Raw genomic sequence first — 23,659 nt, 5'->3', positions numbered from 1 at the left:
ATCAACCCTCCTCTCCAAGGTCTTTCTTGAGTTCGACCTTGAGTGTAAAGTTGTAGGCCTCGTCGCCATCTACTTTTGTTGTAGAGATAGATACAAGCGAGACTTTGTTTATGCTGACTTGTTTCTCGAGCTTGACCATGTATTCAGCCACTTCGGAGAAGTCAAACGTCGTGCCCCTCATTTCGAGGTTGAATTCGCCCACTTGGGACAAACTCAAAAGCCACATGTTCGGGGGTAACACCGAGGAAATATTCTCAAACAGTACCACCCAGCGCTTTTTGCTAATCTGGATTGACTTGAGAGCATTAATCTTGGTATTAATAATAGACTGGTTCTTTTCGAGAACGCTGATTTTCTTGAGCAACGGACGTTCACGTTCAACAGCAGCACGTACGGATTGGAGTTCCGCTTCTATGCTTGCCATTTCCTGCAACGTGTATGCATAAGTGAACAACGCAGCAAAAATAAAAACAATAAATATAATGGTAGGCCACACAATACGGCGGTCGGTAAGCCAAGTCAAATCCTTTTGCGTTTTGCGGTGTTCGCCCGGCAAAAGGTTGATCGTAATCGCTAGCGCCTTATTGGCACCTTTATTCTTCTTAGTAGCCATTAGAACTTCCTCATTGCAAGTCCCAAAGCCGGGGCGTAAATGTTAGACAAGGCAATCGACATGCCGTCCTTATCGACCACGCTAGAATCACATTCCACAGAACGGAAGGGGTTGACAGAGCCTGTTTCAATTCCGGTCTTTTCTGCAATGTATTCCAACAAGCCAGGAACAGTAGCACCACCGCCACCAATCAAGATTCTTTCGAGCGGACGAGCATCTTCGGCAGAAGAATGGTAGCGGATACCAAATGTAATTTGCGACATGAGTTCTTCGAACGCAACATCCATAGCATCTTCAAGAACCGAGATTGCAACGTCGTCAATAACCTTCAAGTCGTTCTTCTCGAACATTTCATGGCACTTTTCCGCAGAAATATCGAGGCTGGAAGATAGTTTGTTAATAATAACATTCAGCGAACCACCATTCATGGATCGCACGGAGTGGAAGGCGCCATCTTGAATAAAGCCCACACTCATCTTGCTATCGCCAATATTGAAGATTGCCGTAGTCTTTTTGCGGTCTTCGTCAGATGCAGTCATGACAAACGCATTCAGCAAGCCAAAGATATCGACATCCAAAGCAGAAAGCTTAATGCCCTTGCGGGTAAAGAACTGCGCCCAGGAATCAAGCATGGCGCTCTTTGCAGCAACCACGTTCACCTTGACTTCATCGCCTTCGCGAGACACAACCTCGTAGTCCAGAACGTTTTCTTGGTCATCGAACGGCGGACGGGACTGTGCAGTCTGAACGATAATTGCATCTTCGTTGCCGTTTTTCGGAACCTTGATCGTGAGACGGTCCACAAGGACGCCACCTTCACCGGCACCACAGTTCACCGAAGCCACAACATCCACATTTTCATCAATCTGGTGGCGAAGCATCAATCTGGAAAAAGCCTCGCCCAACTTGTCGAAGCCGTCCTTCTCCTTCTTTCCGCCATTATCTGCGGCCAGATCGTCGGAATCACGTCTTTGGATAAGACCATTGATGATGGAGCCCGCCGGAACGGGTTCCAAATCCACTTCACGCACAATCCTTTTACCGTTAGCATCATGATAGACCTTAACGTACTTGATGCTGTAGTGGCCAACATCAATGCCAACAGTTTCGCGTTCACCGCGAATTCTAGCAATCAACCCTAAAGCCAAAATAAACTCCGATAGGAAACATTACCTATGTAAATTTTACTTTCATAAACAGCGAATGTCAAGCGAAAAATCAACTCTAAATCACATTAATTTAAGTTAAAACATCATTTTGGCCCATTTTTTTCGCTTTTGATTTGCGAGTAGCCTCAAAAATGTACTGCAAGACGTGTTCTTGGGTCCAAGCATACGATCCAGTAAACACCGCCGAAATGGAATTATATAGTGGAAAATCAGGATTTCGATGCCCCAAATTGTTCAAAACCTTAACATCCACATTCTGTACACCAAACGTCGGAAGCTCGAACGAAATCGAAAACTGCTGGTCCGGCTTGCAATCTTCGGTAAGTCCAAGCAAAATACCACCAGCAGACAAGTCATAAAGCACGCCCGAGTGCACCTCTCCGTTCGGGAACGTTGCCGTCACCGGGAAATCGACAACTTGACGAACCCATTTACGCAACTGTTCTTTTTCAAGCTTATCGCTATGGAGAAAAACAACCTTATTTGGAGAGGCAGAAAAAACGGAAAGCCTTACTGAATAAACAGCGTCATTCATACGAGTCCAGCGGACAAGCGCACGCGAGCCGGAAATCGATTTCGCAAGCGACACGGAGCCTTCAATCGACACGCTCCATGTCTTTTCTGAACGCTCTAGAATCTGAGAACGCTTAACCAACAAACCGTTCTCGAATTCCAGGTCCACGCGATCCCCTACATTGAACTGTCTTGACGAGCAAACTATGGACAAAGGATTCGCTCCAGTAAAGTCCATCTTTCGCCGTAAGCAAGAAATAGCATCAAGCGTTTCATCGCGAACAGAAAAAACATTGCGGATACGGTAAAACTCCGAGACTGCGGTTTCAAAAAGTCCTGAGGAATTCAGCACGGCATCCTTGTTTTCGAACTTAGATGAACGCACCAATTTTTCCAAAGTACGCACTTCCTTGGGCGTAAACTCGAACGCCTTGATCTTCTCGTTGAACGAGTCTGTGCCAAACATCACCTCATTTTCACGACGGTTATACATGAGATGAATTTCAATCAGCACAAGCGCGACAAACGGAAGAGCCGGAAGGATATAGCTCTGAAAAATTGCCCAGGCTTCTTGAAGAACACTAGCCATCGGATTATACCATATTACAGCTCAGTCAAGACACCGTTGATGTAGGTTGCAAGAATCGACGACGGCAATTCCTTGCCCAACAACGGTGAATTGCAAACGTGACCGGCAAAATCGCTTTCGACGACCACATGCGGTTCGTTCGGAGCAAGCACAACAACGTTGTTAGCATTAGAGGCAGAGCCAACCAAGCTAGCCGGTGCCGTTGAAAGAAGTTCAATAGCGCGAGCCTCGCCCACCTTCGCAACAAGTTTATTCCAAATTGCAGGAAGAGCAACTTCCAGAGAAAGTGCGCCCGGCACGGAATCTTCGAAGTTCACTACTTTGTCTTGACGGAGTACCGGAGTATGATTTACGCTAACGGCATTGACCGTTCCGTCGACAATTCCCTGCCACAGAGCATCGCGATCGGCAGCCGAACGGATTGGCGGCAAGATGTGGTAAGCGGAATCGAGCGTTTCGAGACAAGAATCATCGAACAGCAAGTGGTAAAGACCAACATCGCAGGTAACATCAATACCCATCTTGCGAGCATTACGAATAAGGTCTAAAGTTTCACCGCAAGTGACTTGCTTAAAGTGAACCGGCACCTGCAAGAATCGAGCCGTTTCGAGAACCGTGTAAACAGCAATCGTTTCGGCAATGCGAGGAATACCCTTCATGCCGAGCATGTCGGAATAAGCACCTTCGTGAACGCAGCCGCTGTGACGGAGCGTCTTGTCCATCGGCTGGAAGAAGAAACGCTTGCCCGTCATCTTGCCGTATTCCATTGCCAAGCGAAGGAAGCGGGAATGAGGAATCACACCGTTGCCATCGCCAAAGCCAGCAACACCGGCTTCGGCAAGTTCGACCATTTCGGCCAAACTATCGGTACCAAAGCCCTTGCTATAGGCGCCAAGGAACTTGATATCAAATGCTTCTTCGCCGCGTTCTTCGGACTTGAAGCGGTTCACCATTGCAGTGAACTTGTCAGCATCGTCAATCGGGTTTGCGGCACTTTCATAAAGGCCACCGTAAAAACCGCCCTTGCGCAAGGCATCAAAGCCATCGGCAAACGTATAGACATCGTCGCGGAGCGGTTCCATAAAATCAATACCGAGCCCAAAGAGAGCCGGTATCACAAGGGCGCCCTTGCAATCAAATTCACTTGTTGCAGCACCTTCGCAGACATTCAGGCTAACGCTATCGCGCAATTCAAAGGACTTGCCGTTCCAGAACTTTGCATTTTTCAGAACAACATTCGAAAGACGACCATTACAAGGCTTACGCATTTTCATTGTTGCGACCTCCAGCCAAAAGGAAGAGAACGGCCATACGGACTGCAACGCCGTTGGTCACCTGATCAAGAATAACAGAATGTTCGCCATCGGCAATATCGGAATCGAGTTCCACACCACGGTTGATTGGACCCGGATGCATGATGATGACCTTGTCCTTGGCACATTCCAAAAGTTCATCCGTAATGCCAAACGTATTGCGGTATTCACGCATACTCGGGAGGAGAGCATCGTCCATGCGTTCTTTCTGCAAACGGAGAGCGATAATGGCGTCGGCATTTGCAACAGCCTTCTTCACGTCCGGTTCCCACGTTACGTGGTTCATGAGGTCCGTGTTACGCGGCACCAAGGTCGAAGGTCCGCAGAGCGTTACATGAGCACCCATCGTGGACATGCCCCAGAGGTTACTGCGAGCCACACGGCTATGGCGGATATCACCGATAATTGTCACATTCTTGCCTTCGAGCGTGCCCAACTTTTCTTCGATGGTCAACATGTCGAGGAGAGCCTGCGTCGGGTGTTCATGCGCACCATCGCCAGCATTCACGATAATCGCATTGCTGTGTTCGGCGAGGAACTTCGGTACGCCAGTACCCTTGTGACGAACAACCACGATGTCAATCTTCATCGCTTCGATGTTGCGAAGCGTATCGACGAGCGTTTCGCCCTTCTTGACGCTGGAATTGGAACTTGCGAAGTTCACCGTATCCGCAGAGAGGCGCTTTTCAGCAAGTTCAAAGCTTGTACGCGTACGGGTGCTGTTTTCGAAGAACAAGTTCACGACAGTCATGCCCCGGAGGCTCGGAACCTTCTTGACCGGGCGTTCGAGGATTTCGCGGAACTGTTTTGCATGGTCCAGAATCAGGCGGATATCGTGCTTGGACACTCCACGGAGTCCAAACAGATGTTTAATTTCCAAAGCGCTCACGTTACGCCTCCACTTCTACGAGATAAACGGAATTTTCTTTATCAATGGGATCGATAGCCACACGGACTTCCTGATTTTTAGCAGTCTCGACCGTCAGCCCAACACAGTCAGGCGCAATCGGGAGTTCGCGGTGACCGCGATCAACGAGCACGCAAAGACGGATAGCAGCTGGGCGCCCAAGATCCAAGATGGAACGCATGGCAGCAAGTGCCGAACGGCCCGTATAAAGCACGTCATCCACGAGAATAACAGTCTTGCCTTCTACCGATGCAGGCATCTCTGTAAAGCGCATTTCAGTGGCGACCTTTTTGCGGTAGTGGAAGTCGTCACGATAATAAGTAGCATCAAGGCTACCCATTTCGATAGGCTTACCAAATTTCTGTGTCAGGCGTTCAGTGAGTTTTTTTGCCAGCGGAATACCGCGGCTAGCCATGCCAAGGACAATCATGTTGTCGGCAGACGGATGCATCTTAGCGATTTTAGCCGCCATCTCGTCCAGGGCGAATTCCATCGTCTGGGCAGAAAGAAGCTCGCTTACTTTTTTGCAGTTATCGTTCATAAAACAGTCGTTAGTTATTAGTCGTTAGTCTTCAGTCTATAATTTCCTGGCCATGTTATTTGGACATGATGCTATGGCGCCATCCCGACTTCGCGGATGCTCCGCTCAGAATGACGAATCACGTCTTCATGTACGACAAAGCCGTATTTTTAGGTGAATGTAGTTTTTTTAGGGACTATTTGCCTCAGCGAGCTGTAAAACATCCCCTTAATTTTATATATATAGGCAAAAACACTAGTTACAGGAGCCCCAAATGGCATTTAATCAGTTAGACAAACCGCAGGCAGGCGAAACCATCGCCATCATGAAGACCAACCACGGCACAATGAAACTCCGTCTTTTCGAAGAAATCGTCGGTGAATGCGCCACGAACTTCATCGAACTTGCAAAGCAAGGCAAGTACGACGGCGCTCCGTTCCACCGCATCATCAAGGACTTCATGATCCAGGGTGGTGACTTCACCCGTAAAAATGGCACCGGCGGCCACGCTGCACAGGGTCCGGGTTCTACCATCGGCGACAAGTACGACAGCCGCCTCACCCACGTCCGTGGCGCTCTCAGCTGGGCAAAGACAGCCATGCCGCACAGCATCGGTAGCCAGTTCTTCATCGTTCACGGCAACAACGTGCACTTCCTTGACCACGACCAGTGCGGCCCGGGCCCGGCTGACGGCTACTCCGTTTTCGGCCAGCTCTACGAAGGTTTCGAAGTTCTCGACGAAATCGCCGGCGTACAGACCGACCGCATGGACCGTCCGTACGATGACGTCATCATCGAATCCGTGACAATCGAAAAGGCTTAATTAGGCAATAGGTATTAGGTGTTAGGTTATAGGATAATAATCGCGGCATAGCCGCACATTATAGATGCGCGAAGCGCGTGATACTTTTCCTAACCCCTAACTCCTGTAACCTAATACCTAGAAAAAAATTCATTTTTTTCGACATACGCCCTTGACACGTACATCTATTCATTCTATATTTGTGCGCGTCCTCGGGGTTATAGCTCAGTTGGTAGAGCGCCTGCATGGCATGCAGGAGGTCAGGAGTTCGACTCTCCTTAGCTCCACTAAAAAGACTCGCACAAAGCGAGTCTTTTTTATTTTACAACCTATCGCACTAGTCATAATATAAATTTATAGCGATCTCGTCTTGCTCGCAAAAACGCGCATTAAAACAGAAAAGAATCGTTACTATAAAATAACATTTTTGTATTTTATTTAACATTATGGCCAGGCTTACAAAATTCTCTTTCGTTTTACTCTCCTCCGCTAGTGCCTTATGCTTTGCCGGAGCAAATACAAACATTGTATGCGATGCAAAAAAAATGGACGCATTCGCTTACGAAGATTGCATTGCCGAACAAAGAGGCGCTAAACTCGACAAGACCGATTTTTCCGAAAGGACTGCTCCTCCCGCCGAGCTCATTTCCGAAAATTACGTTGAACCATTCTCTTACGATCCATTCCAACGAGACGCTTACTTAACATCGTCATTCGGAGAGAACCGCGGTACGCGTTACCATGCAGGTATCGACTACTCCACGCAAATGGAAGAAGGTTGGCCGATCTACGCACCCGAAAACGGATTCATCAAAGAAATCAAGGTATCTCCGTTCGGTTACGGTAAAGTGATGTTCTACGAAGGACAAAGCGGAAAGACATGGGTGTTCGCGCACCAGAGCAGCTTTACTCCTGAAGTAGACAACTTAGTTCGTCAAAAACAATACGCTACCAAGAGTAACGATGTTTCGATTAAGCCAAACACAAGATTCCGCAAAGGCGATACGCTTACATTCTCGGGAAGTACAGGCATCGGCAACCCGCACCTGCACCTCGAAGTCCGTTTGAACAAGGATGACGTAACTTCACCTTGCCAATTGGGCGTCAAATGCCTCGATACAATTGCTCCGCAAATTTTTGGAATCGCAGTTTGGCAAGGTAACGAACTTGCACTTACGACAGACGAAGCCCTCCGCAACGGATGCGCAGAAACGCCCGTCAAGAATGAATTTAACTTGTCCATAGCAATCAAGATTGCCGACTACAGCCGCGAACCCAAAGAAAATCCGATGGCAGTCCGCAGAGTCGAACTGTGGCGTTACGACGACAAGATTTACAGCAAAGTCATGGATGAACTCAGCTACAAGAAGATGATTGACATCCGTAACGAGCTGCTCTGGGCAGAGGAAGCAGATACCGCAGGTGACTGGCACTACATTGACGCTAAGATTGGCCCCATATCCACCTACAGACTTGAAGTCGAAGACTTTAGCGGTCACGTTGTCAGACGCGAATTCAACTTCCATAAGTCTTGCAAGAATAACGGCAAGTTTGTATTAACCAAGAATCAGAATACTCCGCTTTACACGTTCTTGAGCAAGAGCATGCTTGACATTTTCCGTTGCGAATCTGGATACAAGTTTGCCGCCTTGAACAAGGACGAACAAATTATCAACAACGACCTCTGCAAGATTTTCGATCACAGCAAGCCCCTCCCCATCGGAAAAATCGTCGAGACATTCCCCGAAACAAGATACATCCGGTATAGCGCCGATGCAGCCTCGACCGGCACAGGTCGCAGCGTAAATGAACTTATCGCCGTCTACCCTTACGGGAAATACAAAAACAGCATCAACTGGTATACGAAAGTCGGCAACGTGAAAATTTCACAAAAGATTTCGGGAATCCCCGTTGTTGGAGACACTTCGCAACGCGTTCTCGCCATCACGCGCAACCAAACCGACAGCGTTGACTTTTACGAATTCCATCCGAAGGGCCTGCAGTTCTACAGCAAGTGGAACGTCTGCATAGAAAACGAAGACAACCCGGCCCCGCTTTACTGGCTCGGCGAAACAACACGCAGATGGTTCTACTTCGAAAAGCAAACAGGCTCCAAGAACCGTTGCGCAACAACAAATGAACTTAGGGATTTGGCAAACATTTCTGACGAAGACGGAATTTCGCTCGGATTCCCCTATTGGGCAGAAACACTCGTCGGAGGCACTTACCAAGCAGCGCTCAAGATTCCGCTTTATTCTCGATATGCAGGAATCCCTGACGGAAACGCCATTACAGTCAAGTACGGCAACAAGTGGATTGCTGCAGAATACGACTCCGAACCGCGTGAAATCATCATTCTTGGTGAAGCACTACCCGATGCTGGAGAAACGCTCACTATCGAAATCACCGACGATTCGAAGCGCAAGACCAAAAAAGATATAACCGTTCCTGGATTCTAAAAATTACAAATCACAATAAAGCGAAAGTTTTCGTTTGCAACCAAGAGCCAAGCGCACGAGGTCGCGAATTTTGTCGTTCAACCGCGGGAAATCCACCGGATGAACGGCAATGCGCGGAACACCGAACGGAAACTTCAATATTCCTTCGGCATAGACAAATGCCGCTTTTTCTGTAGCTTTCGGAATACCCGCAAAACTAGCCACGGGAGACGAATAACGGACACCATCAGCGGTCGTTAACGAAAAGCGGTCTTCATACAACATTTTTTCAGCACGAACTTGTCTTGGCAAGAACTTATTGCTAAACCAAGTCGGAGGAATAAACGCAACCGGCTTTTCAACATTTCCGTTTTCATCGGCGAATAAATTCTTCCACGCACCAAGCGCCGCCTGCAAAAGACGGCTCGATTCATATTCGCAAAGCCCAGCAAATTCAGCTTCGCCAGACGTCATGTTCATGCCAATAAGCCCCGCATAGCTGCGGCCCTGGCTGAATTCGGCTTTATGCTTAAAGCCATGCAACGCAAGTTCAAAGCCCTCGGATTTCAAACGAGCAAGCGTTTCACGAAATTCAGCGATTGATTCGTCCGTAGCATTTTCCGTATCAGGAATAACCAGCACACTAAAAGGAGCTCCAGCAAGATCCTTGAGTTCTTCAAGGATTGGAAGAGACGTGCGAAAATTCCACACCGAAAAATCATGAAAACAAAGGAGAAACTGGCGAGACATGCGAAGGAAGATAGTAAAAAATCTATATTTCCCCACATGTTTGAATCAATTATCCTCGGTCTGTTACAGGGCCTCGCTGAATTTCTCCCCATCTCTAGCTCGGGTCACCTTGTGATTGGGCACGAACTTTTAAACATGAACGAAGCGGGCATGTTCTTTGACATCATGCTCCATGCCGGAACGCTCCTTTCCATATTCGTCGTGTTCCGCAAAAAGATTGTAGACATCATCGTCGGTTGCCTCCGCCGCGACAAGGAACAGCTCCGTGAAGCAGGCTTCATCGTGCTTGCCAGCATCCCGACGGCAATGATTGGCCTTGGCTTTAAAGACGCTCTCGAATCGCTGTTCGTGAATCCGCGCGCTGTTTGCGTTGCAGAACTTTTCACCGGCCTTTTGCTTTTCACATCGCAATGGGGACCGACTGGCGCCAAGCATCCTGAAAACGAAGGCGTCAAGATGAACTGGTGGCGCGCTCTCGTGACTGGCGTTGTTCAAGGCATCGCCTGCATTCCGGGCATCAGCCGTAGCGGCTCGACGATTAGCGCCATGATGTTCATGGGCGTGAACCGCAAATACGCTGGCGAATTCAGCTTCCTCATGAGCATCCCGGCAGTTGGCGGTGCAGCACTTCTCGACTGCATCAAGTGGATCAAGTGCCAGAGCATGACCCCGGAAAAAGCACTCCTCGACCCTGAAAAGGCTTTGAAATGCGTTGACGCAGGCAACTTCTCGCCGGAACTTTTGGTGGGCATGATCGTTTCCTTCATCTTCGGCATCATCGCTCTCAAGTGGCTCATGACCTTCTTGCAGAAGGGCAAGTTCCAGCACTTCGCCTGGTACGTCTGGGCAGTCGGCATCTTGGGACTGATTTTCATAAAGTAAAAAATAAAAAAAAGTCCTTTTTTCAGCAGCACTCGCTTTGCGAGTGCGATTTTTATTTTTTTTGCTTATCTTTATTTTTATAAGAAGGGGAATTTTTATGGCGAGATTTATTTTAGCGTTTTTATTCGTATTTGCTGTTTTTGCGAACGCCAATGTTGCCCGACCATCCACACATGGAAAGCTCCACGTTGTAGGTTCAAACCTCTACGACCACAAAGGCAATCTAGCCGTTCTCAAGGGATTCAGCACACACGGGCTCACTTGGTTCCCTAAATATGTCAATCAAGGTCTTTTCCGCCAAATCAGTTCCGAGTGGAACACCAACTTGATTCGACTCGCCATGTATTCTTACGACTACTGCAACGGTAACAAAAAGAAAAATTTGAAAATTCTCGAAAAAGGTGTCGAATTCGCCATCGCAAACGACATGTATGTCATCATCGACTGGCACATTTTACAAGACAATAATCCCAACGAAAACCTTGCTGAAGCAATCGATTTTTTTAACAAGATTGCAAAAAAATACGCCAATATTCCCAATGTCATTTTCGAAATCTGCAACGAACCCAACGGCAATACCACTTGGGACGACATCAAGGAATATTCAAATCTGATAATTCCCGTCATCCGCAGATACAATCCCGATGCATTGATTCTTGTCGGAACACCGAACTACAGTCGAGAAATTCAATTCCCTGCCAAGGATCCTTTGGAATTTAAAAATGTCATGTACGTGTTCCATTTTTACGCGGCCTCGCACAAAGATGATTTTCGCCAAAAGCTTAGAAAAGTCGTAGCCTCAGGTACGCCCATTTTCATTACCGAAAGCGGTCTCTGCGAAGAAGATGGCAATGGGCATATTGACTTGGAAAGTGTCAAAAAATGGTACAGCCTTGTCGATTCATTACATCTAAATTATACAATTTGGAGTTTATCCAACAAAGATGAAACTTGCGCCATTGTCAATTCGGATTCTCGTGCATTAGAATACCTGACCGAAAAAGATTTGACATATTACGGGAAACTCGCACGAGCGATTATGCGCAAAGAAGATGTCGACTCCATCGCCCCAGACAACAGAATATCATCAAAATTCAAAATTATATCGCGAACACAGCCTTACATGCTTTGGCTTATATTTGCTGCACCGGCGCTCATTATCGTTTTATTATTAACAGTAACAAAAATCGTTCTAAAAAAATTAAAAAGAAACCAAATCAAGACCTATACGCAATTATACAAATACGGGCACACCGAAGATAAAGTACGCAAGCCAAGTTTTTGGAGAAACGCCGTACTGATTATAGGAACTATTTGTACCTTGATTTACCTTTGCTGGCGAATGACATGTTCCATCCCATTTGCATTCGGAAACATCGCCGTAATAGGAAGCGTCATTTTGCTCGCTGTAGAAATTCTCGGATTCATAGAATCATTGATTCATTACAACGACATGCTCAACTTGAGGAAATATCCGCTACCGCAAATCAAGCCCGAAGAATTCCCGGATGTCGACATTTTCATATCCACTTACAATGAACCTGTTGAGCTTTTGCGCAAGACCATTATCGGTTGCAAGTACATGGAATATCCCGATAAGGATAAAGTTCACATTTATCTGTGCGACGACAATCGTCGCCCCGAAATGCGTAAGCTTGCCGAAGAACTGGGCGTAAATTACTTTGACCGCCCCGATAACAAAGGCGCCAAAGCCGGGAACCTGAACGAAGCCTTAAAGCGAACAACATCGCCTTACATAGTGACTTTAGATGCAGACATGATTCCGCGCCGCAAGTTTTTACTCAAGACCATCCCCTACTTTATCGATGCCGAAAAAATCAACGAAACTTTGCCCGAAGAAAAGCGATTTCCGCTCGGCATTGTACAAACACCGCAAAGTTTTTACACACCGGATGTTTTCCAACATAATTTGTATGCAGAAACAATTGTTCCGAACGAACAAGACTTTTTCTACCGCGTAATCGAAGCGGCAAAGACTTCATCAAACAGCGTGATTTACGGAGGCTCCAATACAATTCTTTCAAGAAAGGCGCTAAACAAAATCGGCGGTTTTTACACGGAAACCATCACCGAAGACTTTGCAACCGGCATGCTGATCGAATCATCTGGATTTGCAAGCCTTGGGCTTTCGGAAGCGCTCGCCTCGGGAATTGCACCCAACTCGTTCAAAGAGCACATCCAGCAGCGCACCCGCTGGGGGCGCGGAGTCATCGCAACAGCCAAGCAGCTCAAGTTTTTACGAAATCGCAAATTGAACTTTGCGCAAAAATTAAGCTACCTGAGTTCCGTTTTATATTGGTTTTCCCCCATCAAGCATCTAGTTTATTTGCTATCACCCTTGATGTTTGCCGTTTTTTGCATTCCCATTTTCAAATGCACCTTGCTAGACTTGATTTTATTCTGGCTACCGATGCATATTATGCAGATTATTTCGCTGCGCGTTCTTAGCCGCAACATGATTTCAACTCGTTGGAGCGGCATTTACGAAACATCCGTCATGCCATTCTTGCTGATACCCATCATTAAGGAAGCGCTTGGCCTCACGCTTTCGACATTCAAAGTCACCAAGAAAGAAAAAGCAAACGAAAGAATTATCGACAAAAAGAGCCTTATTCCCTTTATTGTGTTATTGACACTGACCGTTTTGGGAATTGCGCAAATGACTTACATGTTCATTGTTTACGAATACATCGGAGTACTCGCCATATTGTTTTGGCTATTCATCAATTCGTATTACCTTATCATGTGCATTATGCTTGTTCTCGGACGCGATGCAGATGGCGAAAACGTGAAAGTTCGAGCCGCGGAATTGGTTGAGGTCACTAAAGAAGACGGCTGCCGCGTAAGTGGCATTACCACAAAACTACTTGAACACGGAGTCGACATTTACACAGACAACATGAACGATTTGTACCTAGGTGAACCCATCAATTTTGAAATTCAAACGACGAGCTACACGCTGCAACTCAAGGGAACTGTAGTTGCAGAACATCGTTCTAATAATCCGCACATTCCAAGCGTCTATACCGTCGAAATTCTCGATTTTAACGGCAAAAAGGACGAATACATCCAGATGCTTTACGACCGCATTTCAACTCTGCCGCAATACCTGAAAATCGGCCGAGGAGCACTATTCGACATCTGGAGAAACATTTCTCATAGAATATCGTCTTAAAAATCGAGACATCATTACTATCAAACGAGATTGCACTAGCGGTCTTGTGTGAGCAAAAAGCGCCTCGTATTAACGAGGCGTGTTTGCGAGAGCGAACGCTCTGAAGGTGTTGTTATTTTGCATTAGCGCGAGCGGTCTTGTGTTGGCACGGTTATTGCATATATTCCCGCGAAAACAGAGCGGAAACACGCAAAAACGTTTCATTTTGAAACTTTCAAAAGTTTCCTGCTTCAAAATTTAACAAAGGACAAGAAAACATGGCAACTGAGAAGATGGAATTCCAAACTGAAGTTCGCGACATGCTGAACTTGATGATCAACTCCCTTTACAGCAACAAGGAAATCTTCCTCCGCGAACTCGTCTCGAACGCGGCGGACGCACTTGACAAGCGCCGTTTCCTCTCGCTTTCAAACGCCGACCTGCTCCCGATGGGCACGCAGCTCCGCATCGACATCTCGGTGAACAAGGAAGGCAAGCGCATCGTTGTGGAAGACAACGGTATCGGCATGAACAAGGAAGACTTGATCAACTGCCTGGGTACCATCGCCCGTAGCGGCACCAAGAACTTTATCAAGAATTTGAAGGAAGGCGACAAGGGCAGCGTTGATTTGATTGGCCAGTTCGGTGTGGGTTTCTACTCCGTGTTCATGGTCGCGAAGAAGGTCGAGGTCCTTACGCTCAAGGCCGGCGAAAAGCAGGGCTACCTGTGGGCATCCGAAGGCACGGGCGATTTCGAAATCTCCGAAGCACCGCTCGACAAGGTGGGCACCAAGATTACGTTGTACCTGAAGGACGACGAAGACGCCGAAGATTTCGCCAGCGAATGGAAAATCAAGGACATCGTGCAGAAGTACAGCGGCTTTGTGAGCTACGGCATTTACTTCCACCCGGAAGCAACGAAGAACGACAAGGGCGAACTCGAAGAAAAGCCGGAAGAACGTTTGAACGACAAGACCGCTTTGTGGCGCCAGAGCGAAAAGGACGTCACCGAAGAACAATACAAGGATTTCTACAACGTCATCAGCCACGAAGCCGACGAACCGGCCGCCTGGAGCCACAGCCACGCTGAAGGTTCCCAGGAATTCTGGAGCCTCGTCTACATTCCGTCGAAGGCTCCGTTCAACATTTGGCACAACGACGCATTGCACGGTCTGAAGCTCTATGTGAAGAAAGTCTTTATCATGGACGACTGCAAGGACTTGCTGCCGCCGTGGCTCCGCTTTGTGCGCGGTGTAGTCGATTCCGAAGACTTGCCGCTGAACGTGTCCCGTGAAATCTTGCAGAACAACAAGATTATCACGAACATCCGCAAGCACGTGATCAAGAAGGTGCTCGACGCCTTGCAGAACATGGCCGACAAGGATGTCGCTAAGTACAACGCTTGGTGGCGTGAACTCGGCATGGTCCTTAAGGAAGGCTTCTACATGAACTGGGAACATCTTGATGAACTCAAGAAGTTGCTCCGTTTCGAAAGCACCAAGACTGAAGGCGACGCTCTCGTAAGCCTCGACGAATACGTAAAGCGCATGCCGGAAGGCCAGAAGGAAATCTACTACCTCGTGGGCGACAAGAACGCCATTAAGTCGAACCCGATGCTTGAAGCATTCAAGGCCAAGGGCTACGAAGTGTTGCTCATGAGCGACGGCATCGATGAATTCATGATGTCTAGCCTCACGGAATTCGGCGACAAGAAGTTCCACGACATTTCCCGTGGCGATGTGGACTTCGAAAAGACCGAAGAAGAAAAGAAGGCCGAAGAAGAAAACAAGGGCATTTTCAAGGGTCTCTGCGAAAACTTGCAGAAGGTCTTGGACGAAAACATCAAGGAAGTCCGCGTTTCTAGCCGTCTCAAGGACAGCCCGTGCTGCCTCGTGACTAGCGAAGATGCCATGAGCGCCCAGATGGAACGCATGATGAAGGCCATGGGCCAGAAGAACTTGCCGAAGTCCAAGCGCATCTTGGAAATCAACCCGACGCACCCGATTTGCGAAATGCTCAAGAAGAAGGCCGAAGCGAAGGAAGATCTTGGCGATTGGCCGAAGGCTCTCTACGGTCAGGCTTTGCTCGCCGAAGGTTCTCCGCTCCCGAACCCCGCTGAATACGTCGCTGCGATTACAAAGCTGCTGACGGCTTCTGTGAAGTAACACACAATGCGAAAGCGTTTCATGTCATCCTGAGTCCCGGAACAAGTCCGGGATAAACTAAGTCGAAGGATCCAGTTATTGTCCAACAGCAAGACTTTACTGGATGCATCAGCCCTTACGGGCTTCAGCATGACGATTAGCACACAGAAAAAAGACCACGATAAACTCGTGGTCTTTTTTGCGTTTTTGCAAATCCAGTCTCTCGTCTGTAGCCCGCATGCTTCGACAATAGGTTGGTGAGCCAGCCGAACCACACCAACCTAAGCAGGCGTTTTCGCGTCTAATCTTGGATGCAGCGGACTGGAAAACTGTAACTTTTGCGGACCAAGTCCAGATACGCGTCGCCATGATAGTCTTTCAAGCACAAGCCATGCGCATTGATCTTGTCGAACTCTGCAGAACTCCAAAAGTACGTGCCGTTGCCCTCGTTGTTGAAAACCACATCAGCATCGCGCCTGCCAGAAGTTTCCCTGTCACCGGCAGGGAGTGCCGAGAACCCGAAGGCATCGGTGCCGGAACCTTCATTATGCCAGCCACTGGTGGACTTAAGAGCTGTACCAGCTGTGGATTTGCCGCCAACAGCCTCAAACAGGGTTTTGAATTCCTGATCGGAAGGCAGATGCCAGCCCTTAGGACATATTCCGCGCACTGGGTTTTTCGACGAGCACGTCTTATTGAAGCCACAGTACCGGCCATTTGAGCTCCATGATTCCGCACTATCCATCGCAGCAGCCCAGGTGTAAAGGCGACCGTACTTGGCGCAGTATTCTGCAGAATCATTATAGCAGTAACTATTTCGTTCTTCGTAGTTGAGGTTCTCAGCCATCCAGATCTGTTCGCCGATTTTCACGGTCTTGTAAGTCTGACCATCGCGGTCGTCGGTCAGCGAACCGTATTCGCAATTGTCTTTCTTTTCGGTTTTGCACGAAGTCGCCACAGTCACCGAACTGCTTGATTTCGCACTGCTACTAGAGCTTTTGACGGAACTGCTGGACTCAGGTTCGTCTGAATTGGCATTGTTGCCACTGTCGCCACCGCAAGCGACAAGAAAGAACACAGACACGGCACATATTGCGAATAACTTTTTCATCTACAACCTCCAAGGAATAAATTAAAGATCTTTTTATTTGTCTTTTACACACCGGACCGAGAGTTTCCAATTTTTATCTGATTTAGCCGTCACAAATGAATCATCCGTATATGCGGTTATCATGTCGATTGCCAAAGAATCGCCCTGTTCTACGGAAGTCCAAAACTCCGTCAAAATGCCCTCCAGACCGAAGACTGTATGGGCATTACCCGCAGGAAGAATCGTAAATCCGTATTTATCCAAGTTCACAACTGGGATAGTATCAACCCTAACAATTTCGTCACCCTTTCTTGCAGTCCGATACCGATTGCAAGGCTCCCAACCACTTGTGGATTTGAGGATTTTGCCAGCTTCATCTTTACCGCCCATAAGGTTTATCAACGTATTCCATTCCGTTGTATCCGGCAAGTGCCAGCCAGAAGGGCAAGCGTTCTTCGCAGCCGCCCATGTGTAATGACGACCATACTCTTCGCATTTGCTTGGGTTATCATAGAAGCAAAAACTATTTTCCGACTCGTAATTCAAATTCTCGGCCATCCACCACTGCTCATTGATTTTTACCGTCTTGTACGTTTGACCATCACGAGAATCCTTGAAGGAGCTACGTTCGACACCCACATCCGAAGGGCCATACCCCTTAACGCAACGAACCGGATATTTTTCACATGTAGGGCGAATCCACCAAGTCGTATGAGCATCTTCATCACCCCTAACCCACATGGTTATAGCTAGGTCGGTATAAAAATTGCTCGTCCAGAAATAAGCATCATCCAAATCAGAAAGTTGCTGAGCCGAAAAGCCGAAAGCATCAACACCATTATGGCCATCTTTCCAGCCAGTCGTAGACTTTAGCATTTTACTCGCAACGTCAGACCCTCCAATGGCCTCCATCAAAATCATGTATTCGCATTCACTCGGCAAATGCCAACCGTAAGGGCAAGCATGCATCGCAGCGGTTTGCTTATAACGGCCCTTTTTGTAACCTTCCATTTCGTAATTCAGGTCATCCACCATCCAAGTCTGTTCACCAATGACAACCGTCTTGTACTTTTTGCCATCACGAGGGTCGGTCATCGTGCCGTATTCGCACTTATCATCCTTTTCCGTTTTGCACTGCTTAGCGGGCTTTACGGAACTCAAAATACTCGGATCGGAACACCCCTCTTCACCCGCCAAGCCAAATATCGTTGGTGGCAAGCACATTTCTTCGTCATCATCCCAATCGTCCGCAGACGAGGACTTTGCACTTGAAGAGGACTTCGCCGTGCTACTGCTAGATTTCGAGCTGTCCTTTTTACTGCTGCTGGACACCGGTTCTTCTGAATCAGCATTGCTGCCAGAATCGCCACCACAGGCGGTAAAGACAGACATAGCTGTCACAAGCATAAACGGCACAAACTTTGCAAACATTTTCATAAGCATCTCCTCCCCATACATTTGAATTAAATATAAGTTATTCTTTTGTTAAAAAAAGAGGGTCCAAGAACGGCCCTCAAAAATAACAGCAAAGCAGTAAACTTAACGCACCACAAGAGCGATAATGGCTGCAACAAGCCCGCCAACAGCAACTCCGGCAAGAACAATTAAAGCCACCATCATCCACTTGACGTATTTAGCCATGCGAACCCACATTGAAGACTGGTCTTTTGAAAAATGCTGGTAAGCATTGAGAGCAGCCATCAACGTAAACCCGACATCATCTAGCCAACCAAAAACAGGAACAGCATCCGGCACAGCATCAACCGGAGACAAGTCGTAAAGAACAGCAAGCATTGCGATAACTACAGAAAGTGCTTTCCAGACAACAGGAGAACCATTCTGTTCATCCCCCGGTTTCACAGTCCGTCTATCACGATGCAAATCATTCATATCGTGAACTTCAACATCATCATAAACTTTATCATCAGCCATTCAAAGCCCATCCTTATAATCAAATCACTTTTTAAATATACAAACAAAAAGAAAAAGACTACCGATTTCTCGATAATCTTTTTCTAAAAGTATCTGCTATTTGAACCGTGTATGCCGATCCCGGAATAAATCCGGGATGACTGCAAAAAAATCGGATAAGCGAGCAGAGCCAGGCCGCAGACCCCGAAGCCGTACAAATAGTACGACGAGAGGGGCGAGAACGCAGCTATGCGAAGCTTAGACGATTTTTGTTACCCGTGATAGAGTTTGCTCGTCTGATAATTCGGTTCCGATGTCAGATTCACACCGAGGCGGCGGAACACACCAACATCAACCTGCGAGAGGATCACGCTAGAGTGGACTTCGCAATGGCGGAGTTCCGGGAGCTTTTCGAGAGCAATCTTCGCGTTGTAATCCGTGAGAGCGCAAACGGAGAGAGCGACCAAAACTTCATCCATGTGCAAGCGCGGGTTCTTGTGACCGAGCTGCTTTGTCTTGAGGTTCTGAATCGGCTCAATCACCATCGGAGAGAGCAAACGAACTTCGTCCGGGATGCCAGCCAAATGCTTGAGAGCATCGAGCAATGCAGCTGAGGATGCGCCCAAAAGCGAAGAGGTCTTGCCCGTAATGATGGTACCGTCGTTCAATTCGATTGCAACAGCCGGACCATTCGTTTCTTCGGCCTTTGCGACTGCAGCAACAGCGACCTTGCGATCCTTGGCGCTGATGTGAGCCTGTTCCATCACGAGTTCAAGCTTGTAGACCTGATCCTTTTCGGCATTGCCCTTGCGGACCTGGCAAAGCGTGTTGTAGTAACGGCGGATGATTTCGGCATTGGCGGCTTCGCAAACAGCAGCATCATCAACGATGCAGTTGCCAGCCATGTTCACGCCCATATCCGTCGGGCTCTTGTACGGAGATTCACCGAGAATGCGCGTAAAGAGAGCGTTCAGCACCGGGAAAATTTCGACATCGCGATTGTAGTTGATGGTCGTCTTGCCGTAAGCTTCCAAGTGGAACGGGTCAATCATGTTCACGTCGTTCAAGTCGGCCGTTGCAGCTTCATATGCGAGGTTGACCGGGTGCTTGAGCGGGATGTTCCAAATCGGGAACGTTTCGAACTTGGCGTAACCAGCCTTAACGCCACGCTTGTTTTCATGATAAATTTGGGAAAGGCAGACAGCCATCTTTCCACTTCCCGGACCCGGAGCAGTCACCACAACGAGTTCGCGAGAAGTCTCAACAAATTCATTTTTGCCATAACCATCATCGCTCACGACAAGCGGAATGTTGCTCGGATAGCCGGCAATCGGGTAATGACGATAGACCTTGAGGCCAAGCGTTTCAAGCTTTTTCTGGTAAGCGACCGCACTCGGCTGTTCTTGCCAACGAGTCAATACCACGCTGCTCACGTAAAGGCCATAACCGCGGAAAGCATCAATCAAGCGAAGAACGTCCTGATCGTAAGTAATCCCGAGGTCGCCACGAACCTTGTTCTTTTCGATGTCGCCAGCATTAATGGCGATGATGACTTCGGCCTTATCCTTGAGCTTTTCGAGCATGCGGATCTTGGAGTCTGGAGCAAAACCCGGCAAAACTCGGCTTGCATGATGATCATCGAATAATTTTCCACCAAATTCAAGATAGAGTTTTCCGCCAAATTTAGAGATACGTTCTTGAATTTTTTCAGATTGAGTTTTTAGATAAGCTTCGTTATCAAAACCAACTTTAAACATATATCAAATACCATTTTTTGTGTTTTAGACAATTATAAAAAAATGTAAACCACCATCTCAAGTCCAAAAAAATATTTTTTTGCCATATTTCTAAATTTAGCGACGAACATGTTTACTTATCGCTACAGAGAACTCGCCGTAGCCCTCGAAAAAAAGGGTGAAGTTCGCCTTGCACTCGCAAAAACGCTCCGCGTAAACCCCGAAGAAATCTTCAACCTCGAAGTGGAGCGTTTTTCGCTAGACTCCAGACGTAAAGGGGATTTGCGTTGGTCATATAATGTCATTTTTGACTTGAAGCGGAAAATCCGTGCCACAGGCAACAACGCACGCGGGCTCATCGAGTCGGAACGAGAAATTCGCAGTCTTGATGCAGAACCGGGCAAAAGTACGGTTCCCATGGCAAGCCACGTTGATATCATCGGCGCAGGGCCAAGCGGCTTGTGGGCAGCATTGCATCTATTGCGCAAAGGCTTTTCCGTTGACGTTTACGAACAAGGGAAGCAAGTCGAAGAACGATTCCGCGACATCCGTCGATTCTTTGTAGACCGTAAATTCAACGCCTACAGCAATGTACTTTTTGGCGAAGGCGGTGCAGGCGCATTCAGTGACGGCAAGCTCAACACGCGAAGCCGCAACTTGTTCAGTGAAACAGTTCTCAAGGACATGGTGCAATTTGGCGTCGACGAAAGCGTCGTCACGTTTGCAAAGCCGCACATCGGTACAGACAAACTCGTTTTGATGTTGCGCAAAATTCGTGCAGAAATCGTCAAGCTCGGTGGACACATCCATTTCAATACAACCCTTGAAGATATTGAAATTAATGACGGGCGAATCACAGCTATTAAGCTTAAGAACGTCTTTGCGAGCCCCGGAACAATGTCCGGGATAAACTCCGCGAAGCAATCCAATGCAAGCACCGCGATTTCTCATTGGCAGCCCTGCGAAGCACTCGTTCTCGCCGTTGGGCATTCCGCACGCGGCGTTTATGAGTTACTCCATGCACGCGGAGTCCAGCTTGAAAGCAAAGCTTTCGCCATGGGCGTTCGCGTCGAACATCCGCAGACACTCATCAACAGGCGCCAACTCGGAAACGTCGATACAAAAATCACCGGTGCCGCCGAATATTTCCTCGCTACGCCAACACTAAACAAGACCTCAAGCGCTTATAGTTTTTGCATGTGCCCCGGCGGAGTTCTTGTGCCATGCGCATCGGAACCGGGAACACTCGCTACAAACGGCATGAGCTACAGCCGCCGCAACGGAGCGTTCGCAAACGGAGCCATCGCAGTTCCGATTACTGCAGGCGCCGAAGGTTTTGACATTCCATCAAGCGGTTCACTATTTGGTGGTCTCGACTTGCAGCGCAAAATCGAGAGCGATGCATACAACGTCGGCGGAAAAAATTACGCAGCACCTGCACAAACAATAAAGAGTTTCCTCGCCCACCAAGAAGACAAATCACTCCCGAAATCCACATACCCCTGCGGACTTGTCCAAAGCAATTTGTGGGATTGGATGGACAAGACCATTTGCAAGAGCCTTGCCGAAGGATTCCAAAACTTCGACCGCAAAATTCCAGGATTTATAGATCAAGGGCTAATTGTCGCACCAGAAACGCGCACCAGTTCACCACTCCGCATTCCGCGCAATAACGAAACACTCGAAAGCGTGAATACCAAGGGTTTATTCGTCCTTGGCGAAGGAGCCGGATACGCTGGCGGAATCGTCACTAGCGCCGCCGACGGTGTGCGCCTTGCTCATTACGCCAGGAGATGCAAGTAATGAAAAACGGACTATGTCGTTCCCGCCTCCGAGCGGGAATCTCCAATCTTAATAACGGGAGATGCCCGACTAAATCGGGCATGACAGACATTGCTTCGATTCTAGTAACTACTAACTATTAACTAGTAACAAAAAAAATGATTACACGAACAATTGATCGCAACTTTGCCAACATGCGCCTTGACCGTTTTCTCCGCAAGGCATTCCCCGAAGAATCCCTCTCGGTGTTCTTCGCCGTCATCCGCAAAAAGAAAGTCCGTGTAAATGGTGTTGTCGGCAAGGCAAACCAGATGCTCGTCGAAGGCGACGTGGTGAACATTTACGAAAATTTCAAAAGCGTTAGTGAAGACGATAAAAAGGGGGAAAGCCTTCCCCTCGCTTCCGCCGCCGAAGCGGCTCCCGCTACCCCTTCGAACGGGGACACCCAGCAACACCCCGACGCAAAAAGCGCAACAGGTTTCGCCAAGAAAAAAAGCACTTGGGGTCAAGCACGCACTGGCGCAGAAAAACAAGCGCATTGGGGCGCTCACGAGCTCGACCTTATCGTGCAAACCGAAGATTACGTTGTAGTCAACAAGCCCTCGGGACTCGCAAGCCAGCCAGGAAGCGGCACGCGCCCTGGAGAAAGCCTTGTAGAATATCTTTGGGAATGGGGCAAAAACGAAGGTCTCGACTTTAAGCCAACGATTGCCCACCGCCTTGACCAAGAAACTTCGGGTATGATTATTGCGGCCCTCCATGGTGATACACTCCGCGACTTCACGCGCATGATTCGCGAACACGTCGTAGACAAATTCTACTTTGCGCTTGTCAAAGGCAACCTCAAGAAAGACCGCGGTACCATCAACGAATCGCTTTTGCGCACCGATAGCGCCAAGGGCAGCAAGATGCTCGTCGGTCAAGATGACGATAACGCACAAAAGGCAATCACGCATTACCGTGTCAAGCAACATTACGAAGGCTACGATCTTGTAAAAATCAAACTCGAAACAGGCCGCATGCACCAAATCCGTGCGCACTTTGCAAGCATCGGACATCCGCTTTTGGGCGACACGCGCTACGGCGATTTTGCGCTCAACCGCGAAGTAAAAAAGCAATTCGGTCTGAACCGTTTATTCTTGCATAGTTGCCGTTTGGAATTCGATTGGAAAGGTGAGCACAAAGTATTCGATTGTCCGCTGCCCAAAGAACTTCGAGACGTCATCAAGCAGTTAAAACCGATTCACTACGAGCGCCCCGAGAACAATTTTCAAAAAAGTCGCAGACGTTAAGCCCGTACTAACGGAATGACACGCAAACCGAGT

General features: G+C 48.0%; 19 protein-coding genes and 1 tRNA gene. 9 read left to right on the top strand and 11 right to left on the bottom strand.

The window, feature by feature from the left end:
• Window position 1 precedes the first annotated feature (1 nt).
• From BUQ91_RS03145 to pyrR, 6 genes are all read right to left on the bottom strand, one after another.
• A complete protein-coding gene (locus BUQ91_RS03145) occupies window positions 2–613 on the bottom strand; it encodes a PilN domain-containing protein (protein WP_072827210.1) in 612 nt (203 codons plus the stop codon).
• Window positions 613–1,761, bottom strand: a complete 1,149-nt coding sequence (pilM, locus tag BUQ91_RS03140) for a pilus assembly protein PilM (protein WP_074208114.1) — start codon at window positions 1,759–1,761, stop codon at window positions 613–615. Before pilM ends, BUQ91_RS03145 begins: the two co-directional genes overlap by 1 nt.
• Before the next feature lie 91 nt (window positions 1,762–1,852).
• Complete coding sequence (locus BUQ91_RS03135) at window positions 1,853–2,884, bottom strand: PilZ domain-containing protein (RefSeq protein WP_074208113.1); 1,032 nt, start codon at window positions 2,882–2,884, stop codon at window positions 1,853–1,855.
• Window positions 2,885–2,898: 14 nt separating this feature from the next.
• Complete coding sequence (locus tag BUQ91_RS03130; RefSeq protein ID WP_074208112.1) at window positions 2,899–4,158, bottom strand: amidohydrolase family protein; 1,260 nt, start codon at window positions 4,156–4,158, stop codon at window positions 2,899–2,901.
• Window positions 4,145–5,086, bottom strand: coding sequence for an aspartate carbamoyltransferase catalytic subunit (locus BUQ91_RS03125; protein WP_072827214.1), 942 nt, complete (start codon window positions 5,084–5,086; stop codon window positions 4,145–4,147). Before BUQ91_RS03125 ends, BUQ91_RS03130 begins: the two co-directional genes overlap by 14 nt.
• Window position 5,087: 1 nt before the next feature.
• Entirely contained in the window at window positions 5,088–5,645 is a 558-nt protein-coding gene (gene pyrR / locus BUQ91_RS03120) for a bifunctional pyr operon transcriptional regulator/uracil phosphoribosyltransferase PyrR (RefSeq protein WP_072827215.1), read from the bottom strand.
• A 253-nt stretch (window positions 5,646–5,898) separates the two neighbouring features.
• On the opposite strand from pyrR, the gene BUQ91_RS03115 reads away from it, so the two are divergent.
• The 3 genes from BUQ91_RS03115 to BUQ91_RS03105 all read left to right on the top strand — a co-directional run bounded on the left by BUQ91_RS03115 (window position 5,899) and on the right by BUQ91_RS03105 (window position 8,885).
• Entirely contained in the window at window positions 5,899–6,447 is a 549-nt protein-coding gene (locus BUQ91_RS03115; RefSeq protein ID WP_072827216.1) for a peptidylprolyl isomerase, read from the top strand.
• Between the two features lie 193 nt (window positions 6,448–6,640).
• Window positions 6,641–6,713: transfer RNA gene (locus tag BUQ91_RS03110), tRNA-Ala, on the top strand.
• A 258-nt stretch (window positions 6,714–6,971) separates the two neighbouring features.
• On the top strand, window positions 6,972–8,885 hold the full coding sequence (locus BUQ91_RS03105; RefSeq protein WP_254842224.1) for a M23 family metallopeptidase: 1,914 nt from the start codon (window positions 6,972–6,974) through the stop codon (window positions 8,883–8,885).
• Between the two features lie 3 nt (window positions 8,886–8,888).
• On the opposite strand, the gene BUQ91_RS03100 is transcribed toward BUQ91_RS03105, so the two are convergent.
• Window positions 8,889–9,614 carry a polysaccharide deacetylase family protein gene (locus BUQ91_RS03100; protein WP_072827218.1) on the bottom strand — a complete coding sequence of 242 codons (726 nt, stop codon included), beginning with the start codon at window positions 9,612–9,614 and terminating at the stop codon, window positions 8,889–8,891.
• Between the two features lie 36 nt (window positions 9,615–9,650).
• On the opposite strand from BUQ91_RS03100, the gene BUQ91_RS03095 reads away from it, so the two are divergent.
• From BUQ91_RS03095 to BUQ91_RS15640, 4 genes are all read left to right on the top strand, one after another.
• A complete protein-coding gene (locus BUQ91_RS03095; RefSeq protein ID WP_074208110.1) occupies window positions 9,651–10,496 on the top strand; it encodes an undecaprenyl-diphosphate phosphatase in 846 nt (281 codons plus the stop codon).
• A 97-nt stretch (window positions 10,497–10,593) separates the two neighbouring features.
• Window positions 10,594–13,692, top strand: a complete 3,099-nt coding sequence (locus BUQ91_RS03090) for a cellulase family glycosylhydrolase (RefSeq protein WP_083601127.1) — start codon at window positions 10,594–10,596, stop codon at window positions 13,690–13,692.
• Window positions 13,693–13,949: 257 nt separating this feature from the next.
• Complete coding sequence (gene htpG / locus BUQ91_RS03085; RefSeq protein WP_074208109.1) at window positions 13,950–15,836, top strand: molecular chaperone HtpG; 1,887 nt, start codon at window positions 13,950–13,952, stop codon at window positions 15,834–15,836.
• 78 nt (window positions 15,837–15,914) lie between these two features.
• On the top strand, window positions 15,915–16,076 hold the full coding sequence (locus BUQ91_RS15640; protein ID WP_175566592.1) for a hypothetical protein: 162 nt from the start codon (window positions 15,915–15,917) through the stop codon (window positions 16,074–16,076).
• Window positions 16,077–16,116: 40 nt separating this feature from the next.
• Here the strand turns inward: BUQ91_RS15640 and BUQ91_RS03080 are convergent, their stop codons facing one another.
• The 4 genes from BUQ91_RS03080 to BUQ91_RS03065 all read right to left on the bottom strand — a co-directional run bounded on the left by BUQ91_RS03080 (window position 16,117) and on the right by BUQ91_RS03065 (window position 20,573).
• Window positions 16,117–16,926, bottom strand: coding sequence for a fibrobacter succinogenes major paralogous domain-containing protein (locus BUQ91_RS03080; RefSeq protein ID WP_074208108.1), 810 nt, complete (start codon window positions 16,924–16,926; stop codon window positions 16,117–16,119).
• A gap of 33 nt (window positions 16,927–16,959) precedes the next feature.
• A complete protein-coding gene (locus BUQ91_RS03075) occupies window positions 16,960–18,342 on the bottom strand; it encodes an FISUMP domain-containing protein (protein ID WP_074208107.1) in 1,383 nt (460 codons plus the stop codon).
• A 102-nt stretch (window positions 18,343–18,444) separates the two neighbouring features.
• Window positions 18,445–18,837, bottom strand: coding sequence for a DUF1232 domain-containing protein (locus BUQ91_RS03070; RefSeq protein ID WP_074208106.1), 393 nt, complete (start codon window positions 18,835–18,837; stop codon window positions 18,445–18,447).
• Window positions 18,838–19,088: 251 nt separating this feature from the next.
• Entirely contained in the window at window positions 19,089–20,573 is a 1,485-nt protein-coding gene (locus BUQ91_RS03065; protein ID WP_072827224.1) for a DUF1846 domain-containing protein, read from the bottom strand.
• A 108-nt stretch (window positions 20,574–20,681) separates the two neighbouring features.
• Between BUQ91_RS03065 and BUQ91_RS03060 the strand changes: the two genes are divergently transcribed.
• Entirely contained in the window at window positions 20,682–22,355 is a 1,674-nt protein-coding gene (locus BUQ91_RS03060) for an NAD(P)/FAD-dependent oxidoreductase (protein WP_074208105.1), read from the top strand.
• Window positions 22,356–22,492: 137 nt separating this feature from the next.
• The gene (locus BUQ91_RS03055; RefSeq protein WP_074208104.1) at window positions 22,493–23,626 is read left to right on the top strand and encodes an RluA family pseudouridine synthase; all 1,134 of its coding nucleotides are present in this window, start codon (window positions 22,493–22,495) and stop codon (window positions 23,624–23,626) included.
• The last annotated feature ends 33 nt before the right edge of the window (window positions 23,627–23,659 follow it).

The organism is Fibrobacter sp. UWB11, from assembly GCF_900143015.1.
In the GTDB taxonomy this organism is placed as follows: domain Bacteria; phylum Fibrobacterota; class Fibrobacteria; order Fibrobacterales; family Fibrobacteraceae; genus Fibrobacter.
The sequence above is the reverse complement of the archived record's forward strand: the minus strand, read 5'-3'. Positions and strand labels throughout refer to the sequence as shown.

Excerpts from the sequence above, each read along its gene's own strand:
- BUQ91_RS03130 (WP_074208112.1), bottom strand. The coding sequence starts at position 4,158 with ATGAAAATGCGTAAGCCTTGTAATGGTCGTCTTTCGAATGTTGTTCTG.
- htpG (WP_074208109.1), top strand. The coding sequence starts at position 13,950 with ATGGCAACTGAGAAGATGGAATTCCAAACTGAAGTTCGCGACATGCTG.
- BUQ91_RS03060 (WP_074208105.1), top strand. The coding sequence starts at position 20,682 with ATGTTTACTTATCGCTACAGAGAACTCGCCGTAGCCCTCGAAAAAAAG.
- BUQ91_RS03080 (WP_074208108.1), bottom strand. The coding sequence starts at position 16,926 with ATGAAAAAGTTATTCGCAATATGTGCCGTGTCTGTGTTCTTTCTTGTC.
- BUQ91_RS03135 (WP_074208113.1), bottom strand. The coding sequence starts at position 2,884 with ATGGCTAGTGTTCTTCAAGAAGCCTGGGCAATTTTTCAGAGCTATATC.
- BUQ91_RS03100 (WP_072827218.1), bottom strand. The coding sequence starts at position 9,614 with ATGTCTCGCCAGTTTCTCCTTTGTTTTCATGATTTTTCGGTGTGGAAT.
- BUQ91_RS03090 (WP_083601127.1), top strand. The coding sequence starts at position 10,594 with ATGGCGAGATTTATTTTAGCGTTTTTATTCGTATTTGCTGTTTTTGCG.
- BUQ91_RS03115 (WP_072827216.1), top strand. The coding sequence starts at position 5,899 with ATGGCATTTAATCAGTTAGACAAACCGCAGGCAGGCGAAACCATCGCC.
- BUQ91_RS03055 (WP_074208104.1), top strand. The coding sequence starts at position 22,493 with ATGATTACACGAACAATTGATCGCAACTTTGCCAACATGCGCCTTGAC.
- pyrR (WP_072827215.1), bottom strand. The coding sequence starts at position 5,645 with ATGAACGATAACTGCAAAAAAGTAAGCGAGCTTCTTTCTGCCCAGACG.
- BUQ91_RS03105 (WP_254842224.1), top strand. The coding sequence starts at position 6,972 with ATGGACGCATTCGCTTACGAAGATTGCATTGCCGAACAAAGAGGCGCT.
- BUQ91_RS03145 (WP_072827210.1), bottom strand. The coding sequence starts at position 613 with ATGGCTACTAAGAAGAATAAAGGTGCCAATAAGGCGCTAGCGATTACG.
- BUQ91_RS03095 (WP_074208110.1), top strand. The coding sequence starts at position 9,651 with ATGTTTGAATCAATTATCCTCGGTCTGTTACAGGGCCTCGCTGAATTT.
- BUQ91_RS03075 (WP_074208107.1), bottom strand. The coding sequence starts at position 18,342 with ATGAAAATGTTTGCAAAGTTTGTGCCGTTTATGCTTGTGACAGCTATG.
- BUQ91_RS03065 (WP_072827224.1), bottom strand. The coding sequence starts at position 20,573 with ATGTTTAAAGTTGGTTTTGATAACGAAGCTTATCTAAAAACTCAATCT.
- BUQ91_RS03070 (WP_074208106.1), bottom strand. The coding sequence starts at position 18,837 with ATGGCTGATGATAAAGTTTATGATGATGTTGAAGTTCACGATATGAAT.